At 66.9% G+C, this 15,265-nt stretch carries 14 protein-coding genes, 1 tRNA gene and 1 pseudogene; 10 read left to right on the top strand and 6 right to left on the bottom strand.

The features are described 5' to 3' along the window. Positions 1-89: 89 nt before the first annotated feature. The 3 genes from BKA16_RS12445 (at position 90) to BKA16_RS12455 (ending at position 2,277) form a co-directional block, all read left to right on the top strand. Positions 90-1,220: a thiolase family protein gene (locus BKA16_RS12445; protein WP_183370949.1), complete on the top strand. Its 1,131-nt coding sequence runs from the start codon at positions 90-92 to the stop codon at positions 1,218-1,220. 65 nt (positions 1,221-1,285) lie between these two features. Continuing rightward, positions 1,286-1,933 carry an HAD-IA family hydrolase gene (locus BKA16_RS12450; RefSeq protein ID WP_183370950.1) on the top strand — a complete coding sequence of 216 codons (648 nt, stop codon included), beginning with the start codon at positions 1,286-1,288 and terminating at the stop codon, positions 1,931-1,933. Between the two features lie 38 nt (positions 1,934-1,971). Further along, positions 1,972-2,277 (top strand): GlsB/YeaQ/YmgE family stress response membrane protein, encoded by a 306-nt coding sequence (locus BKA16_RS12455; RefSeq protein ID WP_183370951.1) that lies wholly within the window; start codon positions 1,972-1,974, stop codon positions 2,275-2,277. Positions 2,278-2,287: 10 nt separating this feature from the next. Here BKA16_RS12455 and BKA16_RS12460 read toward each other — a convergent pair whose 3' ends face one another. Beyond that, on the bottom strand, positions 2,288-2,779 hold the full coding sequence (locus tag BKA16_RS12460) for a hypothetical protein (protein WP_183370952.1): 492 nt from the start codon (positions 2,777-2,779) through the stop codon (positions 2,288-2,290). Between the two features lie 158 nt (positions 2,780-2,937). Beyond that, entirely contained in the window at positions 2,938-3,846 is a 909-nt protein-coding gene (locus BKA16_RS12465) for an oxygenase MpaB family protein (protein ID WP_183370953.1), read from the bottom strand. Between the two features lie 271 nt (positions 3,847-4,117). Here BKA16_RS12465 and BKA16_RS12470 point away from each other — a divergent pair, with 271 nt between their 5' ends. Next, positions 4,118-5,557, top strand: a complete 1,440-nt coding sequence (locus BKA16_RS12470; RefSeq protein ID WP_183370954.1) for a basic amino acid/polyamine antiporter — start codon at positions 4,118-4,120, stop codon at positions 5,555-5,557. 169 nt (positions 5,558-5,726) lie between these two features. Next, a pseudogene (locus BKA16_RS12475) lies at positions 5,727-6,841 on the top strand (arginine deiminase). A 154-nt stretch (positions 6,842-6,995) separates the two neighbouring features. On the opposite strand, the gene BKA16_RS12480 reads toward BKA16_RS12475, so the two are convergent. After that, positions 6,996-7,072: transfer RNA gene (locus tag BKA16_RS12480), tRNA-Arg, on the bottom strand. Positions 7,073-7,137: 65 nt separating this feature from the next. Here BKA16_RS12480 and BKA16_RS12485 point away from each other — a divergent pair. Beyond that, on the top strand, positions 7,138-9,252 hold the full coding sequence (locus tag BKA16_RS12485) for a bifunctional copper resistance protein CopD/cytochrome c oxidase assembly protein (protein WP_183373043.1): 2,115 nt from the start codon (positions 7,138-7,140) through the stop codon (positions 9,250-9,252). A 61-nt stretch (positions 9,253-9,313) separates the two neighbouring features. Here the strand turns inward: BKA16_RS12485 and BKA16_RS12490 are convergent, their stop codons facing one another. Then, positions 9,314-9,712 (bottom strand): PGPGW domain-containing protein, encoded by a 399-nt coding sequence (locus BKA16_RS12490; RefSeq protein WP_246371753.1) that lies wholly within the window; start codon positions 9,710-9,712, stop codon positions 9,314-9,316. A 139-nt stretch (positions 9,713-9,851) separates the two neighbouring features. Continuing rightward, positions 9,852-10,301, bottom strand: a complete 450-nt coding sequence (locus tag BKA16_RS12495) for a MarR family winged helix-turn-helix transcriptional regulator (RefSeq protein ID WP_183370956.1) — start codon at positions 10,299-10,301, stop codon at positions 9,852-9,854. A gap of 76 nt (positions 10,302-10,377) precedes the next feature. Here BKA16_RS12495 and BKA16_RS12500 point away from each other — a divergent pair, with 76 nt between their 5' ends. From BKA16_RS12500 to BKA16_RS12515, 4 genes are all read left to right on the top strand, one after another. Continuing rightward, on the top strand, positions 10,378-11,421 hold the full coding sequence (locus tag BKA16_RS12500) for a hypothetical protein (protein WP_183370957.1): 1,044 nt from the start codon (positions 10,378-10,380) through the stop codon (positions 11,419-11,421). A 167-nt stretch (positions 11,422-11,588) separates the two neighbouring features. Beyond that, a complete protein-coding gene (gene ettA, locus BKA16_RS12505; RefSeq protein ID WP_343067405.1) occupies positions 11,589-13,265 on the top strand; it encodes an energy-dependent translational throttle protein EttA in 1,677 nt (558 codons plus the stop codon). Positions 13,266-13,427: 162 nt separating this feature from the next. Continuing rightward, positions 13,428-14,396 (top strand): oxygenase MpaB family protein, encoded by a 969-nt coding sequence (locus BKA16_RS12510; RefSeq protein ID WP_183370958.1) that lies wholly within the window; start codon positions 13,428-13,430, stop codon positions 14,394-14,396. A gap of 102 nt (positions 14,397-14,498) precedes the next feature. After that, positions 14,499-14,690, top strand: a complete 192-nt coding sequence (locus tag BKA16_RS12515; protein ID WP_221247328.1) for a hypothetical protein — start codon at positions 14,499-14,501, stop codon at positions 14,688-14,690. Positions 14,691-14,748: 58 nt separating this feature from the next. Here the strand turns inward: BKA16_RS12515 and BKA16_RS12520 are convergent, their stop codons facing one another. After that, the gene (locus tag BKA16_RS12520; RefSeq protein ID WP_343067406.1) at positions 14,749-15,231 is read right to left on the bottom strand and encodes a TIGR02611 family protein; all 483 of its coding nucleotides are present in this window, start codon (positions 15,229-15,231) and stop codon (positions 14,749-14,751) included. Positions 15,232-15,265 lie beyond the last annotated feature (34 nt).

Consider the following 15,265-nt stretch of genomic DNA (forward strand, 5'->3'; position numbering starts at 1 on the left):
ACCCCTCCACCGAGGCGTTCCACTGTGACATATCTCGACTTATCCGATCCGGTGTGAGATGTCGCGATGATCTGATGCATAGTGACCTCATGCGTGATGCAGTGATCGTCGATGCGGTTCGCACCCCCATCGGCAGACGAAACGGTTCCCTGTCCGAGATCCACCCGGCCGACATCTCCGGCCACGTGCTGACGGCGCTCGCCGACCGGGTCGGGTTCGACCCCGCCACCGTCGACGACGTCGTGTGGGGCTGCGTGCAGCAGGTCGGCGACCAGTCCGGACACGTCGGTCGTCTCGGCGTGCTCGCGGCCGGATGGCCCGAGTCGGTTCCGTCGGTCGTCGTCCAGCGCCAGTGCGGTTCCAGCCAGCAGGCCGTCGCCCAGGCCGCTGCGGGCGTCATCGCCGGTCAGTACGACATCGCCGTCGCGGGCGGCATCGAGTCCATGTCGCGGGTGCCGATGGGCATGCCGACATGCGGCGGCGAGCCGAACCCGAAGTCGGTCCTGGACCGCTACGGCGTCGACGGTTTCAACCAGGGCATCGGCGCCGAGATGGTCGCCAAGCGCTGGGGGTTCTCCCGCACCGACATCGACGCGTACTCGGCCCGCTCGCACGAGCGCACCGCCGCCGCGATCGACGCCGGGGCGTTCGACGGGCAACTCGCCCCGCTCGGCGGCCTCACCCAGGACGAGGGTCTGCGCCGCGGCACCACCGTCGAGAAGCTCGCCGGACTCAAGCCGGCCTTCGACCCCGAGGGCGTCATCACCGCGGGCAACGCCTCGCAGATCTCCGACGGTGCGGGTGCGCTCCTGATCACCACCGGCGAGATCGCGGCCGCCAACGGCTGGACGCCGCTGGCACGCGTGCACACCACCGTCGTCGCCGCCGACGATCCGGTCATCATGCTGACCGCGCCGATCGCCGCCACGAGGAAGGCGTTCGAGCGGTCCGGACTCAAGGTCGACGACATCGGCGCCTACGAGGTCAACGAGGCGTTCGCGCCTGTCCCGATGGCCTGGCAGGCCGAGATCGGGGCGTCCGACGACGTGCTCAATCCGGTCGGCGGCGCCATCTCGGTGGGCCATCCGCTCGGCGGCTCCGGTGCCATTCTCATGACGCGACTGGTGCATCACATGCGCGACAACGGAATCCGCTACGGACTCCAGACCATGTGCGAGGCGGGCGGCATGGCCAACGCCACCGTTCTCGAACTGCTCTGACACCTCTCCTGTCCGGTGGCCGTCGAGCCGCGCCTCGACGGCCACCGGACAGGTAGCGTGAGGCCATGACGACCCTGTCTGCACGCGCGGTCCTGCTCGACATGGACGGCACCCTCGTCGATTCGGACGCCGTCGTCGAGCGGTTGATCGGGGAGTGGGCGCGTCGGCACGGCCTCGACGTCGACCGAGTGGTTCGACTGTCCCACGGACGACAGGGACACGAGGTGATGGCCGAACTGCTGCCGGACCGTCCGATGGAGCAGAACCACATCGAGAACCGGGAGCTGCTCGCCCGCGAGACGGTCGAGACCGACGGCATCGTCGCGATACCCGGTGCGGCCGCGCTTCTCACCGCGCTCGCCGACGTACCGCACGCTCTCGTCACCTCGGCGACCCTCGCGTTGGCGCGGGCCAGGATGCGCGCCGCCGGACTCGGTGTCCCCGCGGTCGCGGTGACCGCCGACGACGTCACCGAGTCGAAGCCGAGCCCCGAGGGGTTCCTGCGCGCGGCGCGGCTGCTCGGGGTGCCCGGTTCGGAGTGCGTCGTCTTCGAGGACTCGCGGGCGGGCGTCGCCGCGGGCAGGGCCGCGGGTGCGACGGTCGTCGGAGTCGGCGCCGCCTCCGCGGACTACGGCGCCGACCACGTCGTCAACGATTTGACGGACGTCACCGTCGGTGACGATTCTCTGTCAATTCATCTCCTCGACCGATAGTGTGATCGGAGTAGACCCCGTCAACGGAAGGTTCGACCATGGACGCCATTGCGGCGACTGAAATCCTCGCCCGTTCCTCCACGCTCACCAACGTCGGCTGGATCGGTTATCTCATCATCGGCGCGATCGCAGGCCTCATCGCGGGAAAGATAGTCAACGGCGGCGGCGCCGGATTCTTGATGAACATCGTGATCGGCGTCGTCGGTGCGTTGATCGGCGGATTCCTGTTGAGCTTCTTCCTCGACACCGCGGGCGGTGGATGGTGGTTCACCTTGTTCACCGCGATTCTGGGATCGGTCATCCTGTTGTGGATCGTCGGAAAGTTCCAGAAGAGCGGGAGCTGAATGCTCGTCCCTACGTGATCGCTATGTCGCCGTCGAAGCGGAACGGCGTCGCTGCGGGGGCGCAGCCGCGGAACGACCCGGTCGGGGCCGGACCCATCACGCCGACACGGTCGACGGCACCCTTGCGGACCGTGATCTGAACCGCTGCCATGTTCTTCGCGGCGGCGGGTACGAGGTTCGGCACGGTGCCCGAGATCGGATACACCAGCGACGCGGTGTCGCCGTGCGTCCAGATACAGGTGATCGGCCCCTTGACCTGGAACGGCAGCTTGGACCGACCGTTCATGAGCGTGGCGGTGTAGGTGCCGGTGGTGGTTCCGTGAGCGTCCCGGGCGCCGGTGGCCTCGATGTCGAGCACGTGGACGCCGGGTGCGATCTGCAAGTCGCCTGCGATGTGCAGGCTCGCCGGTGGGGCGGCGTCGGCGGTCGGCGTCGCGACCGCGCCGACGACTGCTGCGCCGACGACGGCGACCGGAAGAAATCGATAGATCGTACGATTCATGATGGATCCTGTCGTTGATCGGTGGAGTCTGTCGGCTCCACCGATCAAATTACGCCGGTGAACACCGCCGATCCACGGGTCGAACCGTGTTCTCATCGTCTCTTGTCCATACCATTCCCAATCGAATGGAGACCGATGGTTTCCGATAGGGGAGCTCGTTACCGAATGCGTGACGTCGACGGACTGCAGCCTCCGGCGAGGCGTCGGCGTCCGCCGCCGTCGGCGATCCGAACATCGGACACCCGCATGCGGCCGAGGACTCGTTCGGTGTACCGGGCACGGAGACGGAAATCGGCGAGCATGAGGTGACCTCCCAGGCGCAGCAGGCGGGCGACACCGAGCCGATCGGCGATCCGACAGAGCCTGACGGTCCTCTCGAACGCGCGCTGGTCGTCGTCGCTCCACGTCCAGCCCATCATGGTGCGGAACTCCGGTGGCAGTGCGGCGCGCGTCATGAAGTGGTAAGGACGGCCAGCGACGGCGGGGAGGACTCGGCCGATCGGGCCCCACGCCTCGACGACGAACCGCATGCTCGCCAGCGATTCGAAGTCCTCACGGATCGGTTCGTCGATCGACAACGTCGGCAGCATCGAGTCCCAGTAGTCGAGATAGGCCGACCACGACTGCGGCCACGCGGATTCGTGGACGTTGAGCGTCGTCGCCAGCACCGATGCCGACCGGACCAGTCGATCGAGGACATCGGCGGGAAGCTCGCCGTACAGGTGCGTGTACTGGTCCAGATAGAAGCGGAGCAGGCACGCTGCGACCCACTTCTGCAGTTCGGGGCTGTTGCCGCTGTAGCGGACCGGACTGTCGGCGGTCGAGACGACGGCCTTGTGCACACCGGCGACCTCGACGCGCATCCGCGCACGATCCTCGTCGTCGCCGAGCAGGGCCACCGCAAGATACTGCGTCGTGGTCCGCGCGCGCTTGATCGGATGTCGGCGCGGACTCCCCGACACCACACGCGATTCGTGGACCCCGTAGCCGACGCCCGGCAGGGACAACTGCATCATGATGTTGGCGACGCCGCTGGTGAGGCCGAGCGCAGTGATCAGGTCACTCATCGTCTCTGGATTACGAGTGGACATAGGCTCCTCGAATTCTGATAACGGTCATGTTCAGATGTACGGTACGACTGTGCGCCGTGCTCGTCAACGGTTCGGTCCACCGGGCGATGCCGCGCTGGCGCACGTCCTCGAGCCGCGCGGACACTGTCCGGCGTCCGTTCTCGACTCGCCGCGGTCGGATGTCGTGGTTCTGCCCGCGGGCCGATGCCGGTCGCAGTAACGTCCCGCTAGTCGGGGGATCTTCCTCCAACGGTGAGGTGGCGGTGTGATGACCGATACGACCTCGGCTCGGGCCACGGGCTCGTCGTCGCCTGCCAGACTCTCGGTTCTCGCGATGACGGCGATGGTCGTCGGTTCGATGGTCGGCGCCGGGGTGTTCTCTCTCCCAGGACGATTCGCCAGGGAGACGGGTGTCGCGGGCGCGCTGATCGCCTGGGTCGTCGCCGGTGCGGGCATGCTGATGCTGGCATTCGTGTTTCAGATGCTCGCGGTGCGCCGACCGAGTCTGGACTCGGGCGTGTTCGCGTACGCGAAGGCGGGCTTCGGCGAGTACCTCGGCTTCTTCTCCGGATTCGGATACTGGGCGAGCGCGTGCGCGGGCAACACGTTCTACTGGGTCTTCATCATGTCGACGCTGACCGGGCTCGGTGTGGGAGGGCTGGGCGAGGGCGACACCGTGCTCGCCGTCGCGATCTCGTCGGTCGCCCTCTGGTGCTTCTTCATGCTGATCCGCAGAGGCGTGCAGAACGCGACGTTCATCAACACCGTCGTGACGATCGCCAAGGTGGTGCCGATCGTCGTCTTCGTCCTGCTCTGCCTGTTCGTGTTCGACCCCCACGCCTTCGCCGAGAACTGGGGAGGCGCCGACTATGCGGGGTCGCTCTTCACCCAGGTGCGCGGCACCATGCTGGTCACAGTGTTCGTGTTCCTGGGCGTCGAAGGCGCGAGCGTGTACTCCCGGCACGCCCGTCGACGATCGGACGTCGGACGTGCGACGATCCTCGGCTTCGTGTCTGTGTTCTCGATCTTCGCCTCCGTGACCATCGTGTCGTACGGCGTGATGCCGATGGCCGACATCGCGGAGCTGGCCCAACCGTCGATGGCCGGCGTGCTCGACGAGGCCGTCGGCTCGTGGGGGAGATGGTTCGTCAGCATCGGGCTCATCGTCTCGGTCCTCGGCGCGTATCTCGCGTGGTCGCTCATGGCCGCCGAAGTGCTGAGCGTGATGGCCGAGGCGCGGGACATGCCGCGTTTTCTGGCGCGGAACAACAGGCACGGTGTCCCGCAGAACGCGGTGCTGCTGTCGGCGCTCATGGTGCAGACGCTGCTGGTCGTGCTGATCTTCGCGAGCGACGCGCTCGATCTCGCCCTCGACCTCACCGCGTCGCTCACCTTGATCCCGTTCCTCCTCGCGGCGTTGTACGCGCTGAAGGTCGTGTTCGCGGACGACGCCCCGCCTGGTGTGAAGGATCGGGTCGTCGCGATTCTGGCGACCGTGTACACGGTGTTTCTCATCTTCGCCGCCGGACTGGAGTTCCTGCTCCTTTCCTTCATCATCTACGCGCCGGCCTCGATCCTGTTCGCCATGTCACGGCGCGAGCAGGGGCGTCGCATGTTCACCGGCGTCGAGCCCGTCGTTCTCGCGATCTCGCTCATCGGCGCCGTGCTCGGCATCATCGCACTGGCCGTCGGATGGATCGACATCTGACACGCTGTTCACCGACGAAAGCAAGGGACCTCATCACATGACCGCGACTTCGAACTTCGGCGTCCACTCCGAGGTCGGCAGGCTTCGCCGCGTGCTGGTCTGCGAGCCGCGCCTCGCGCATCGCAGACTGACCCCGTCGAACTGCGACGAACTGCTCTTCGACGATGTGATGTGGGTGGAGAACGGGCAGCGGGACCATCGGGCGTTCACCGCCGACCTGCGTGAGCGCGGCGTCGAGGTCCTCGAACTCCACGATCTCCTGGGGCAGACGATGCGGATTCCGGACGCCAGAGGATGGCTGCTCGATCGCAAGGTGGTGGCCGACGACGTCGGTCTCGGGCTGGTCGAGGGCACCCGCGCGTACCTGGAGTCGCTCGACGAGGACCGGCTCGCCGAATTCCTGGTCGGCGGACTGTCGACCACGGACCTGCCGGAGGACTACCGCACCGACTACGTCTCGCTAGCACGGGAGTCCGCGGGCGTCAACGAGTACCTGATGCCGCCGTTGCCCAACACGCTGTACACCCGGGACACGACGTGCTGGATCTACGGAGGCGTCACCCTCAATCCGCTGTACTGGCCGGCACGACACGACGAGACGTTGCTGATGAAGGCGATCTACCGCTTCCACCCGGACTTCGTGGACGCGCCGGTGTGGTGGGGCGACCCGGAACGGGGCTGGGTCGGGCGACGCTCGAGGGCGGCGACGTGATGCCGATCGGCAACCGCACGGTCCTGGTCGGCATGAGCGAGCGGTCGTCGCGTCAGGCCATCACGCAACTGGCGGTGGAACTGTTCGCCGGCGACGGCGTCGATCAAGTCATCGTCGCCGGTATGCCGCGACTGCGGTCGGCGATGCATCTGGACACCGTCTTCACCTTCGTCGATCGGGACGTCGTGACGCTCTACCCGAAGATCCTGGACCAGGTGCACACCTTCTCGCTCCGTCCGTCGGACACCGCGCCGGGCATCGACGTGATCGACCACGGCTCGCGGGCCTTCGTCGACGTGGTCGCCGAGGGGCTCGGCCTCGACGCGTTGCGCGTGGTCGAGACGGCGGGCGACAACTACGAGTCCGAACGCCAGCAGTGGGACAGCGGGAACAATGCGGTCGCGCTGGAGCCGGGTGTCGTCTGCGCGTACGACCGCAACACGCTGACCAATGACCAGTTGCGCAAGGCGGGTATCGAGGTGATTCCGATCGTCGGCGCAGAACTCGGACGCGGACGTGGCGGAGGACACTGCATGACGTGCCCGATCCACCGGGAACCGGTCGACTTCTGAGCCCGCCGTGATCTACGACAGAACGTAGTTCTCATCACAGTGCTCGCCGCGCTGCGGTCACCGCGGCAGTCGCGCGGCCGGGTCGCCCCGGGCGCCGATTCCGAGCACCCGAACCGGACTATGTCGCGCGGAAATGCGCTCACCAGCGTCGACGTGGTGCCCCCGGCAGGACTCGAACCTGCGACCTAGAGATTAGAAGGCTCTTGCTCTATCCACCTGAGCTACGGAGGCGTCGGCCGACGGCGTACGACGTCGACGATCGATGAGTATATCGGTCTTACGATGGTCTCATGCCAATGACGTCCCCGACGATTGATGCCGAACCCGATCCCGAGCACGCTCTCGACCGTGATCGGCTGTCGGATCCCTCGGGGCCGCGCCGTCTGCTCGTGGCGGCGATGGTGGTCGTCGGCGCCGTCGCGGGCGCCCTGGTGACCGCCGCGTCGGCGGCGACGGCACTGCGCCTGGCCGGTGTTCCGGACGCGGGCGGACTGACCACGTACGGTGTCCCGGTGGTGACCGCCGTCGGGCAGATCAGCGCCGCGATCGGTCTGGGCTCGGCGATGTTCGCCGCGTTCTTCGTGCCGCCGCAGAAGGGCGGTGCGCTCGACGTCGGCGGCTTCCGGGCCATCCGGTGGGCGTACACCGCGATGCTGACCTGGGCGGTCTGCGCGTTGTTGATGATCCCGCTGACGATCTCGAACGTCAGCGGCTACTCGCTCAGCGAGACGCTCAAGCCCGACAACCTCGCCACCGCGTACGGCCAGGTCGCAGACGGCCGATACTGGCTGTGGACGGCGATCTTCGCGCTCCTGGCCGCGATCGTCGCCCGCGCGGCACTTCGCTGGGGATGGACGTTCGCGGTCCTGGGGCTGGCGTTCCTGTCGCTGATGCCGTCCGCGCTGGCGGGGCACTCCTCGGCAGGCGGCGGCCACGACATCGCGACCAACAGCCTGATCCTGCACATCGTCGCGGCGGCCGTGTGGACGGGCGGGCTGCTCGTGGTCCTGGCGTACGCGTTCGGCGGCGGCCGGTGGCGGACCCTGGCGTTGCACCGGTACTCGCGGGTCGCGTTCTGGTGCCTGATCGTGGTCGGTGTCAGCGGCGTGATCAACGCCCTGGTGCGCATGCCGATCGGTCAGCTGTTCACCACCACCTACGGACTGATCGTCCTCGGGAAGCTGTTGGCGTTCGTCCTCGCCGGTGCGATCGGCGGTCTGCACCGCTGGGTCACGATCAGAGAACTCGACGCCACCGACGAGCCGAAGAAGTCGCTGTTCGTGCGGTTCGCGGCCGTCGAGTTGATCGTGCTGGCGGTCGCGTTCGGATTCGCCGCCGGCCTGTCTCGCACTCCGCCGCCCGACCTCGCGACCGCCGACGTCTCGCCGATGGAACTCAAGATCGGTTACGACCTCAACGGCCCGCCGACTGTCGCGCGTCTGCTCTTCGACTGGCGGTTCGACATCGTCTTCGGTACGGCCGCGGTCATCATGGCCGTGGTCTACCTGCGGGGCGTGTGGCGCCTGCACAAGCGGGGCGACGCCTGGCCGGTGGGCCGAACGGTCGCCTGGCTCCTGGGATGTCTCAGCCTGCTCATCGCGACCTCGTCGGGTATGGGGCGGTACTCGCCCGCGCTGTTCAGCAGCCACATGATGGGCCACATGATGCTGTCCATGCTGGCACCGGTGCTCCTCGTGCTGGGAGGCCCCGTGCTCCTGGCGCTGCGCGCGCTCCCGCCCGCCGGTCGCGGCAACCCGGACGGGCCCCGCGAATGGATTCTCACGGCGCTGCACAGCAAGTTCTCGCGCTTCATCACCCACCCGGCGATCGTCGTCGTGGTGTTCGTGGGCAGCTTCTACGTTCTGTACCTGGGCGGGCTCTTCGACATCGTGGTCGAGCATCACTCGGCCCACCTGCTGATGAATCTGCACTTCATCGTGAGCGGCTACCTGTTCTACTGGATCACCATCGGCATCGACCCGGCGCCACGGCAGCTGAGTCCGGTGGCGAAACTGGGCATCGTCATCGGCGCACTGCCTTTCCACGCGTTCTTCGGCGTCGCGCTGATGATGACGCAGCGGATCATCGCCGGCGACTACTACAGTCAGCTGCTGCCGTCGTTCCCGCTGGATCTGGCCGCCGACCAACGGGTCGGCGGTGGAATCGCCTGGGCCACCGGTGAATTCCCCCTCGTGATCGTGATGCTCGCGCTGCTCGTGCAGTGGCGGCGTCAGGACGACCGGGCCGCGAGACGATTCGACCGCAAGGAGGACCGCGACTCCGATGCCGAACTCGAGGCCTACAACGCGATGCTGCGGGGGATGTCGCCCGGTCACGAGCCCGAACCGCCGACCGGAGAGACGCTCGACGACGGCGCCGCGGACTCCGTGGACACCGATTCGCGAACCTGACGTCGCCCCGCGAGACGACATCGGCCCCCGCTCGAAAGCGGGGGCCGATGTCGTCGTCGGATCAGGCGAAGGCGTACGGGGCCGGGAACCACCACTGATGGTCGAGCCAGGTCTGCACGAGGCGCGCCCCGGTGAGCCGCTCGACGCGGCGATGCGCGGCGGCGTCGAACCGCTCCCAGTAGACGCGGGCCGTCGACGCCGCACGCCGGATGAAGGCGAAGACGAACGACGTCACCCGATGCGCCCAGGCGAACTCGGTGGACAGCACCCCCAGGCCGAGGAAGAACGAGCCCCACCCGGGGCCGGGGATCGGCAGCGGGATCATCACGAGCCCCGCGAGGATGAGGACGGTGCCGACGACGGCGACTCCGAATCGGTACAGGCGGTCGAGCGACCGGTGGCGACGGATCGCGTACCGCTGCTTTCGATGCCAGATCTTGATCCGCAGTCGAGTGCTCAAATCGCCGGCCTCTCTCATGTACGTACGTCGGTCCGAAGCGTGGTTCCGGATGCAGGGTCAACGGCCCGGAGTCGCACAGCGGTTCCCAGTGTGACATACGACACCGTCTCAGTGTGAGACGGATCGCCGGAATGTCGCCTCAGTCGACGGCCGACGCGGGAGGGGTCGAGTTGTAGCGGTGCAGCAGGCGGGCGAAGGTCGCGATGTCCTCCGGCGGCCAGTCGGACAGCAGCGCGGAGATCGCTGTCGCGCTCGCGTCGGAGATCTCGTCGAGCGTGGCCACGGCCCGGTCGGTGGGTTCGAGGCCGTGTCCGCGGGTGCTCCGGCCGTCGGCCGTGCCTGCGAGGAATCCTCGGCGGCGCAGCGCGCCGAGCTGTCTGCTGGCCGTCGACTTGTCGATCGCCGCGGTGACGGCGAGCTCGGCGGCGGTGATCCCCGGCGTGTCGTCGATGATCCGCAGCAGCGAGTACTCGGTGAACGTGAGCCCGTTGGCCGCATAGATTCCGCGCGCGCCGTTGCGCAGTCGGCGGGAGAGTGCGATCAGTTCGCGCTCGACGGTGATCAGGTCGTCTTGCTCGTATTCGGCCATAGTTGTATATTACAACTCAGTTGCTAGTTGCACTATGCAACTACTGATTCTCCTCATCGAAAGGTCCTCTGCGCCGATGTCCGCCAGCCCCAGTCCGGCATTGCCGGTCAAGACGATCGCCTCCCATGTCGTGGTCCCCGCACTGATCGGTGTGGTGATGGCTCTGTGCTACCTGGGCGGGTTCGGCAGACCCGATCCGCACGAGCTGCCCGTCGACATCGTCGGACCGGTGTCGTCGTCGCAGCAGGTGGGGCAGGAGCTGTCCGCGACGCTCGGCGACAAGGTCGAGTTCGGGTACGTCGAGACCGTCGACGAGGCCCGTCGCGCCGTCGAGAGCCGTGAGGTCTCGGCCGCCTTCGTTCCGCGCGTCGATCATGCCGAACTGCTGGTGTCGTCGGCCGCCGGTGATCCGACGGCCATGGTCGCCGAACGGATCTTCGGCGCCGTCGCGGGGGAGTCGCAGACGAGACTGGTGATCACCGATGTGGTTCCCGCCGACGCGGACCGCGATCCGTCGGGGCAGAGCCTGTTCTTCCTTCTCGTCGCGCTAACCGTCGGTGCGTACGGAACCGGTATCGCGATCGCGGTGGCCGGCGGCGGGCGTGCGTTGCGCGTGCGGCTCGCGTTCGCCGCGGTCGGCGCCGTGGTGGTCTCGGCCGCAGTGGTCGCGATCGCCGCCGGGTTCGACGTCCTGCCCGGTTCGGGGTGGGAGGTGTACGGACTGGCCGTCCCGTACGCGCTCACGACGATGCTCTTCGCGATCGGCCTGCACCCGCTGATCGGCCGGTTCACGACATTCGCGATGGTGACGATCTTCGTGGGACTGAACTTCACCTCGAGCGGCGGTGTGTTCGCCCCCGCACTGCAACCGGCGTTCTTCGGCGCGCTGCACGAGTTCTGGATCGGTGCCGGATTCAACGAGGCGGCGCGGAATCTGGCCTACTTCCCGAGCCTGAGCATCGCGGGCGAGCTCGGCAAACTGATCGGCTGGCTCGTCGTCGCGGCAGTGCTCGTCGGTGTCGCCGAGGTGGTCGACCGGCGTCGCCGCGCGACCCTCCGGCCGGCGCCGGAGCCGTCGGTGGAGCAGCTGGAGGAGTTGGCGGAGGAGGTCGTCGCGTGAGCGGTACGGCGCGGTCCTGATTCGGGCGGCGCACCCGGCGGCGACCGTTGACGTCGGCGTGGGCGTCTGCCGATAGGATGGGCGTCGAACCATGCCGACCCGCGACGAGCACGGTCGGCGAGCATGTCCGAAACCGCAGCGATGGCTGCAGGCAGGAGCGATTACCGGTGGCCGGTGAGTTCATATACACGATGAAGAAGGTCCGAAAGGCGCATGGCGACAAGGTCATCCTCGACGACGTCACCATGAGCTTCTACCCGGGCGCCAAGATCGGTGTCGTCGGGCCGAACGGTGCCGGTAAGTCGTCGATCCTGAAGATCATGGCCGGCCTGGACCAGCCGTCGAACGGTGAGGCGTTCCTCGATCCCGAGGCGACGGTCGGCATCCTCATGCAGGAGCCGGAGCTCAACGAGGAGAAGACGGTCAAGGAGAACGTCGAGGAGGGGATGGGCGAGATCGGCGTCAAGCTCGCCCGCTTCAACGAGATCGCCGAACTGATGGCGACCGACTACTCCGATGAGCTCATGGAGGAGATGGGCAAGCTCCAGGAGGATCTGGACAACGCCGACGCATGGGATCTGGACAGCCAGATCGACCAGGCCATGGACGCACTGCGCTGCCCGCCCGGCGATTCGCCGGTCACCCACCTCTCCGGCGGTGAGCGACGCCGCGTCGCACTGTGCCGACTCCTGCTGAGCAAGCCCGATCTGCTGCTCCTCGACGAGCCGACCAACCACCTCGACGCCGAGTCGGTGCTGTGGCTCGAGCAGTTCCTCGCGAATTACGAGGGCGCCGTCCTGGCCGTCACGCACGACCGCTACTTCCTCGACCACGTCGCGGGCTGGATCTGCGAGGTCGACCGCGGCAAGCTCCACCCGTACGAGGGCAACTACTCGACCTACCTGGAGAAGAAGGCCGAGCGACTCGAGGTCCAGGGCAAGAAGGATCAGAAGCTGCAGAAGCGCCTCAAGGAGGAGCTCGAGTGGGTCCGGTCGGGTTCCAAGGCCCGTCAGACCAAGAACAAGGCTCGTCTGGCCCGCTACGACGAGATGGTCACCGAAGCCGAGAAGCACCGCAAACTCGACTTCGAGGAGATCCAGATCCCGACGCCGCCGCGTCTGGGCAACGTCGTCGTCGAGGTGAACAACCTCGACAAGGGCTTCGACGGCCGCGTCTTGATCAAGGATCTGTCGTTCACGCTGCCGCGCAACGGCATCGTCGGCGTGATCGGTCCGAACGGTGTCGGTAAGACCACGCTGTTCAAGACCATCGTCGGACTCGAGGAGCCCGACTCGGGGTCGGTCAAGGTCGGCGAGACGGTCAAGCTGAGCTACGTCGATCAGAACCGCGCCAACATCGACCCGAAGAAGACCGTGTGGGAGGTCGTCTCCGACGGTCTGGACTACATCGAGGTCGGGCAGAACGAGATGCCGTCGCGGGCATACGTGAGCGCGTTCGGTTTCAAGGGACCCGATCAGCAGAAGCCGTCGGAGGTCCTCTCCGGTGGTGAGCGCAACCGGCTGAACCTCGCGCTGACCCTGAAGGAGGGCGGCAACCTGATCCTGCTGGACGAGCCGACCAACGACCTGGACGTCGAGACCCTGAGTTCGCTGGAGAACGCCCTCGAACAGTTCCCGGGCTGCGCCGTCGTGATCTCCCACGACCGCTGGTTCCTGGACCGGACCTGTACGCACATCCTCGCGTGGGAGGGCAACGTCTCCGAGGGCCAGTGGTTCTGGTTCGAGGGCAACTTCGAGGCCTACGAGGCCAACAAGGTGGATCGTCTCGGTGCCGAGGCCGCTCGCCCGCACCGCGTGACGCACCGCAAGCTCACCCGCGACTGACCCGTTCGCGCGAGAAGTCCCCGTCCGGCCACCCGCCGGGCGGGGACTTCTCGCATTCCGCGAGGGTTCGGACGATCGATTCTGGCGTGATGATACAAACTATCGTAGTCTGTATCATGTACGAGGGGTGGGAACGCCTCTAGTCGGACGGAGGGGGCATTCATGACCAGCGCGGAGCAGATCGACGCCGGCGACGAGCGGCAGCACAGCCCAAGCGTACGACGCGGCTATGTGCCGGACTGGCGTGATCGGACGCCGACTCTGACCACCGAGCAGACTCGCATCACCATCGTCACCCCGCCCCGCAAGCCGAACGACAAGTACCACCGAGCCGATCTGCGGGATGCCTTCGACTTCTGGGCGGCCGCCGGCTCGGCGTCGAACGTCGCCATGCAGCTCGGCTGGCCCGAGGTGGCCTACGGAGTCATGGAGTCCAAGGTCGAGTCCGGCGCTCTCATGCATCACCCGTGGAAGCGGCTGCGCACCACGGCGACGTATCTGGCCGTCGCCGTGCTCGGCACCCAGGCCGAGCGCGACGCCTACCGCGACGCGATCAACACGGCGCATCGCCACGTGCGCAACGATGAGAACTCGCCGGTCAAGTACAACGCGTTCAACCGCGAACTCCAGATGTGGGTGGCCGCCTGCCTGTACATCGGTTTCGAGGACGCACACGAACTGCTGCACGGGAAGATGGACGCCGAACAGGCCGAGCAGTTCTACTCCCGTGCGAGTCAGCTCGGTACCACCCTGCAGGTGACCGAGGAGATGTGGCCGGCCACTCGCGGAGAATTCGACCACTACTGGAATGTCGCGTGCGAGCGCATCACCTACGACGACACGCAGAAGCAGTTCATCAACGACCTGATCGACCTGCGGATGATCACGCCGGTGCTGGGACTTCCGCTGCGGAGTCTGCTGCGATTCCTGTCGATCGGGACCCTGCCACCGTACTTCCGGGACGCACTCGACCTCCGGTGGCGACCCGTCGACCAGCGAAGATTCGACAACCTGTTCCTCTTCGTCGGGTTCGTCAACCGCTTCCTGCCGCGCCCGCTGCGCTTCGGGAGCTTCTACGCCAACATGTTCGATCTGCGCCGCAAGATCGCCAAGGACCGCCCCCTCATCTGAGCGCGCTCGTCCCGCCGCGCGTTCCCCACCTCGCGCGTTCCCCACCTATCGAAAAGGTTCACTTCTGTGTGGAAGTACATCTCCAAGGCGCTCGATCACGAGATGAAGGTGTCCGAGTTCCTCGGCGCCCTGATCCTGATCGGCATCCCGTACGGCATCGTCGGCATCGTCTGGACGTTGACGCACACGTCCCACCTGGCCGACGTCGACGATCCGATCGACAAGGTGGTCTCGTTCCTCGGCGCCATCGTCTGCTGGCCGGTGTTGACGTTCTCGAACGTCACGATGACGTAGGGGAGGCCTCATGATGCTCGTGGTGCAACTCATCGACGCCGTCGTCGAATTCGTGAAGCTACTCGTCGGCGCGCCGGGCCGCCGGAACGTCGTCGCGCGGATCGTCGCCTGGCTGCTCGTACTGACTCTCGTCGCGGCCGCGATCGGACTCATCGCGTGGGGGATCTCGCTGATCCCGACGCTCATCGACGCCCTCAACGGCGACTGAGTCGCGGGGACGGCCGAATCTCGCACGCCAGGCCCGCACGACGCGTTCGGTGGTCCGCGCCCGCCACGCGTTGGCGCGGCGCAGCTGTCGTCGCAGAAACGAGGTGACCCGGTGCGCCCACGCGAACTCGGTCGACAGGACCGCCAACCCCAGGAACAGCATGACCCAGCCGGGCCCCGGGATCGGCAGCGGGATCATCGCCAGTCCGCCCAACATCATCAGCCCGCCGACGACGCCGACGGCCGCGCGATAGGTGCGGTCCAGATGCGGGTTCTGCCGGATCGCGTACCGCCGGCGTCGATGCCAGATCTTGATACGCAGACGCAGCGGCACGGCCGACCTCTCTCAGCGCTGCCGGACGACAGCG

Origin of the sequence: Gordonia humi, from assembly GCF_014197435.1 — a bacterium.
Lineage (GTDB): Bacteria > Actinomycetota > Actinomycetes > Mycobacteriales > Mycobacteriaceae > Gordonia > Gordonia humi.

Excerpts from the sequence above, each read along its gene's own strand:
- BKA16_RS12500 (WP_183370957.1), top strand. The coding sequence starts at position 10,378 with ATGTCCGCCAGCCCCAGTCCGGCATTGCCGGTCAAGACGATCGCCTCC.
- BKA16_RS12455 (WP_183370951.1), top strand. The coding sequence starts at position 1,972 with ATGGACGCCATTGCGGCGACTGAAATCCTCGCCCGTTCCTCCACGCTC.
- BKA16_RS12460 (WP_183370952.1), bottom strand. The coding sequence starts at position 2,779 with ATGAATCGTACGATCTATCGATTTCTTCCGGTCGCCGTCGTCGGCGCA.
- BKA16_RS12495 (WP_183370956.1), bottom strand. The coding sequence starts at position 10,301 with ATGGCCGAATACGAGCAAGACGACCTGATCACCGTCGAGCGCGAACTG.
- BKA16_RS12485 (WP_183373043.1), top strand. The coding sequence starts at position 7,138 with ATGACGTCCCCGACGATTGATGCCGAACCCGATCCCGAGCACGCTCTC.
- BKA16_RS12470 (WP_183370954.1), top strand. The coding sequence starts at position 4,118 with ATGACCGATACGACCTCGGCTCGGGCCACGGGCTCGTCGTCGCCTGCC.
- BKA16_RS12445 (WP_183370949.1), top strand. The coding sequence starts at position 90 with ATGCGTGATGCAGTGATCGTCGATGCGGTTCGCACCCCCATCGGCAGA.
- BKA16_RS12465 (WP_183370953.1), bottom strand. The coding sequence starts at position 3,846 with ATGAGTGACCTGATCACTGCGCTCGGCCTCACCAGCGGCGTCGCCAAC.
- BKA16_RS12510 (WP_183370958.1), top strand. The coding sequence starts at position 13,428 with ATGACCAGCGCGGAGCAGATCGACGCCGGCGACGAGCGGCAGCACAGC.
- BKA16_RS12450 (WP_183370950.1), top strand. The coding sequence starts at position 1,286 with ATGACGACCCTGTCTGCACGCGCGGTCCTGCTCGACATGGACGGCACC.
- BKA16_RS12515 (WP_221247328.1), top strand. The coding sequence starts at position 14,499 with ATGAAGGTGTCCGAGTTCCTCGGCGCCCTGATCCTGATCGGCATCCCG.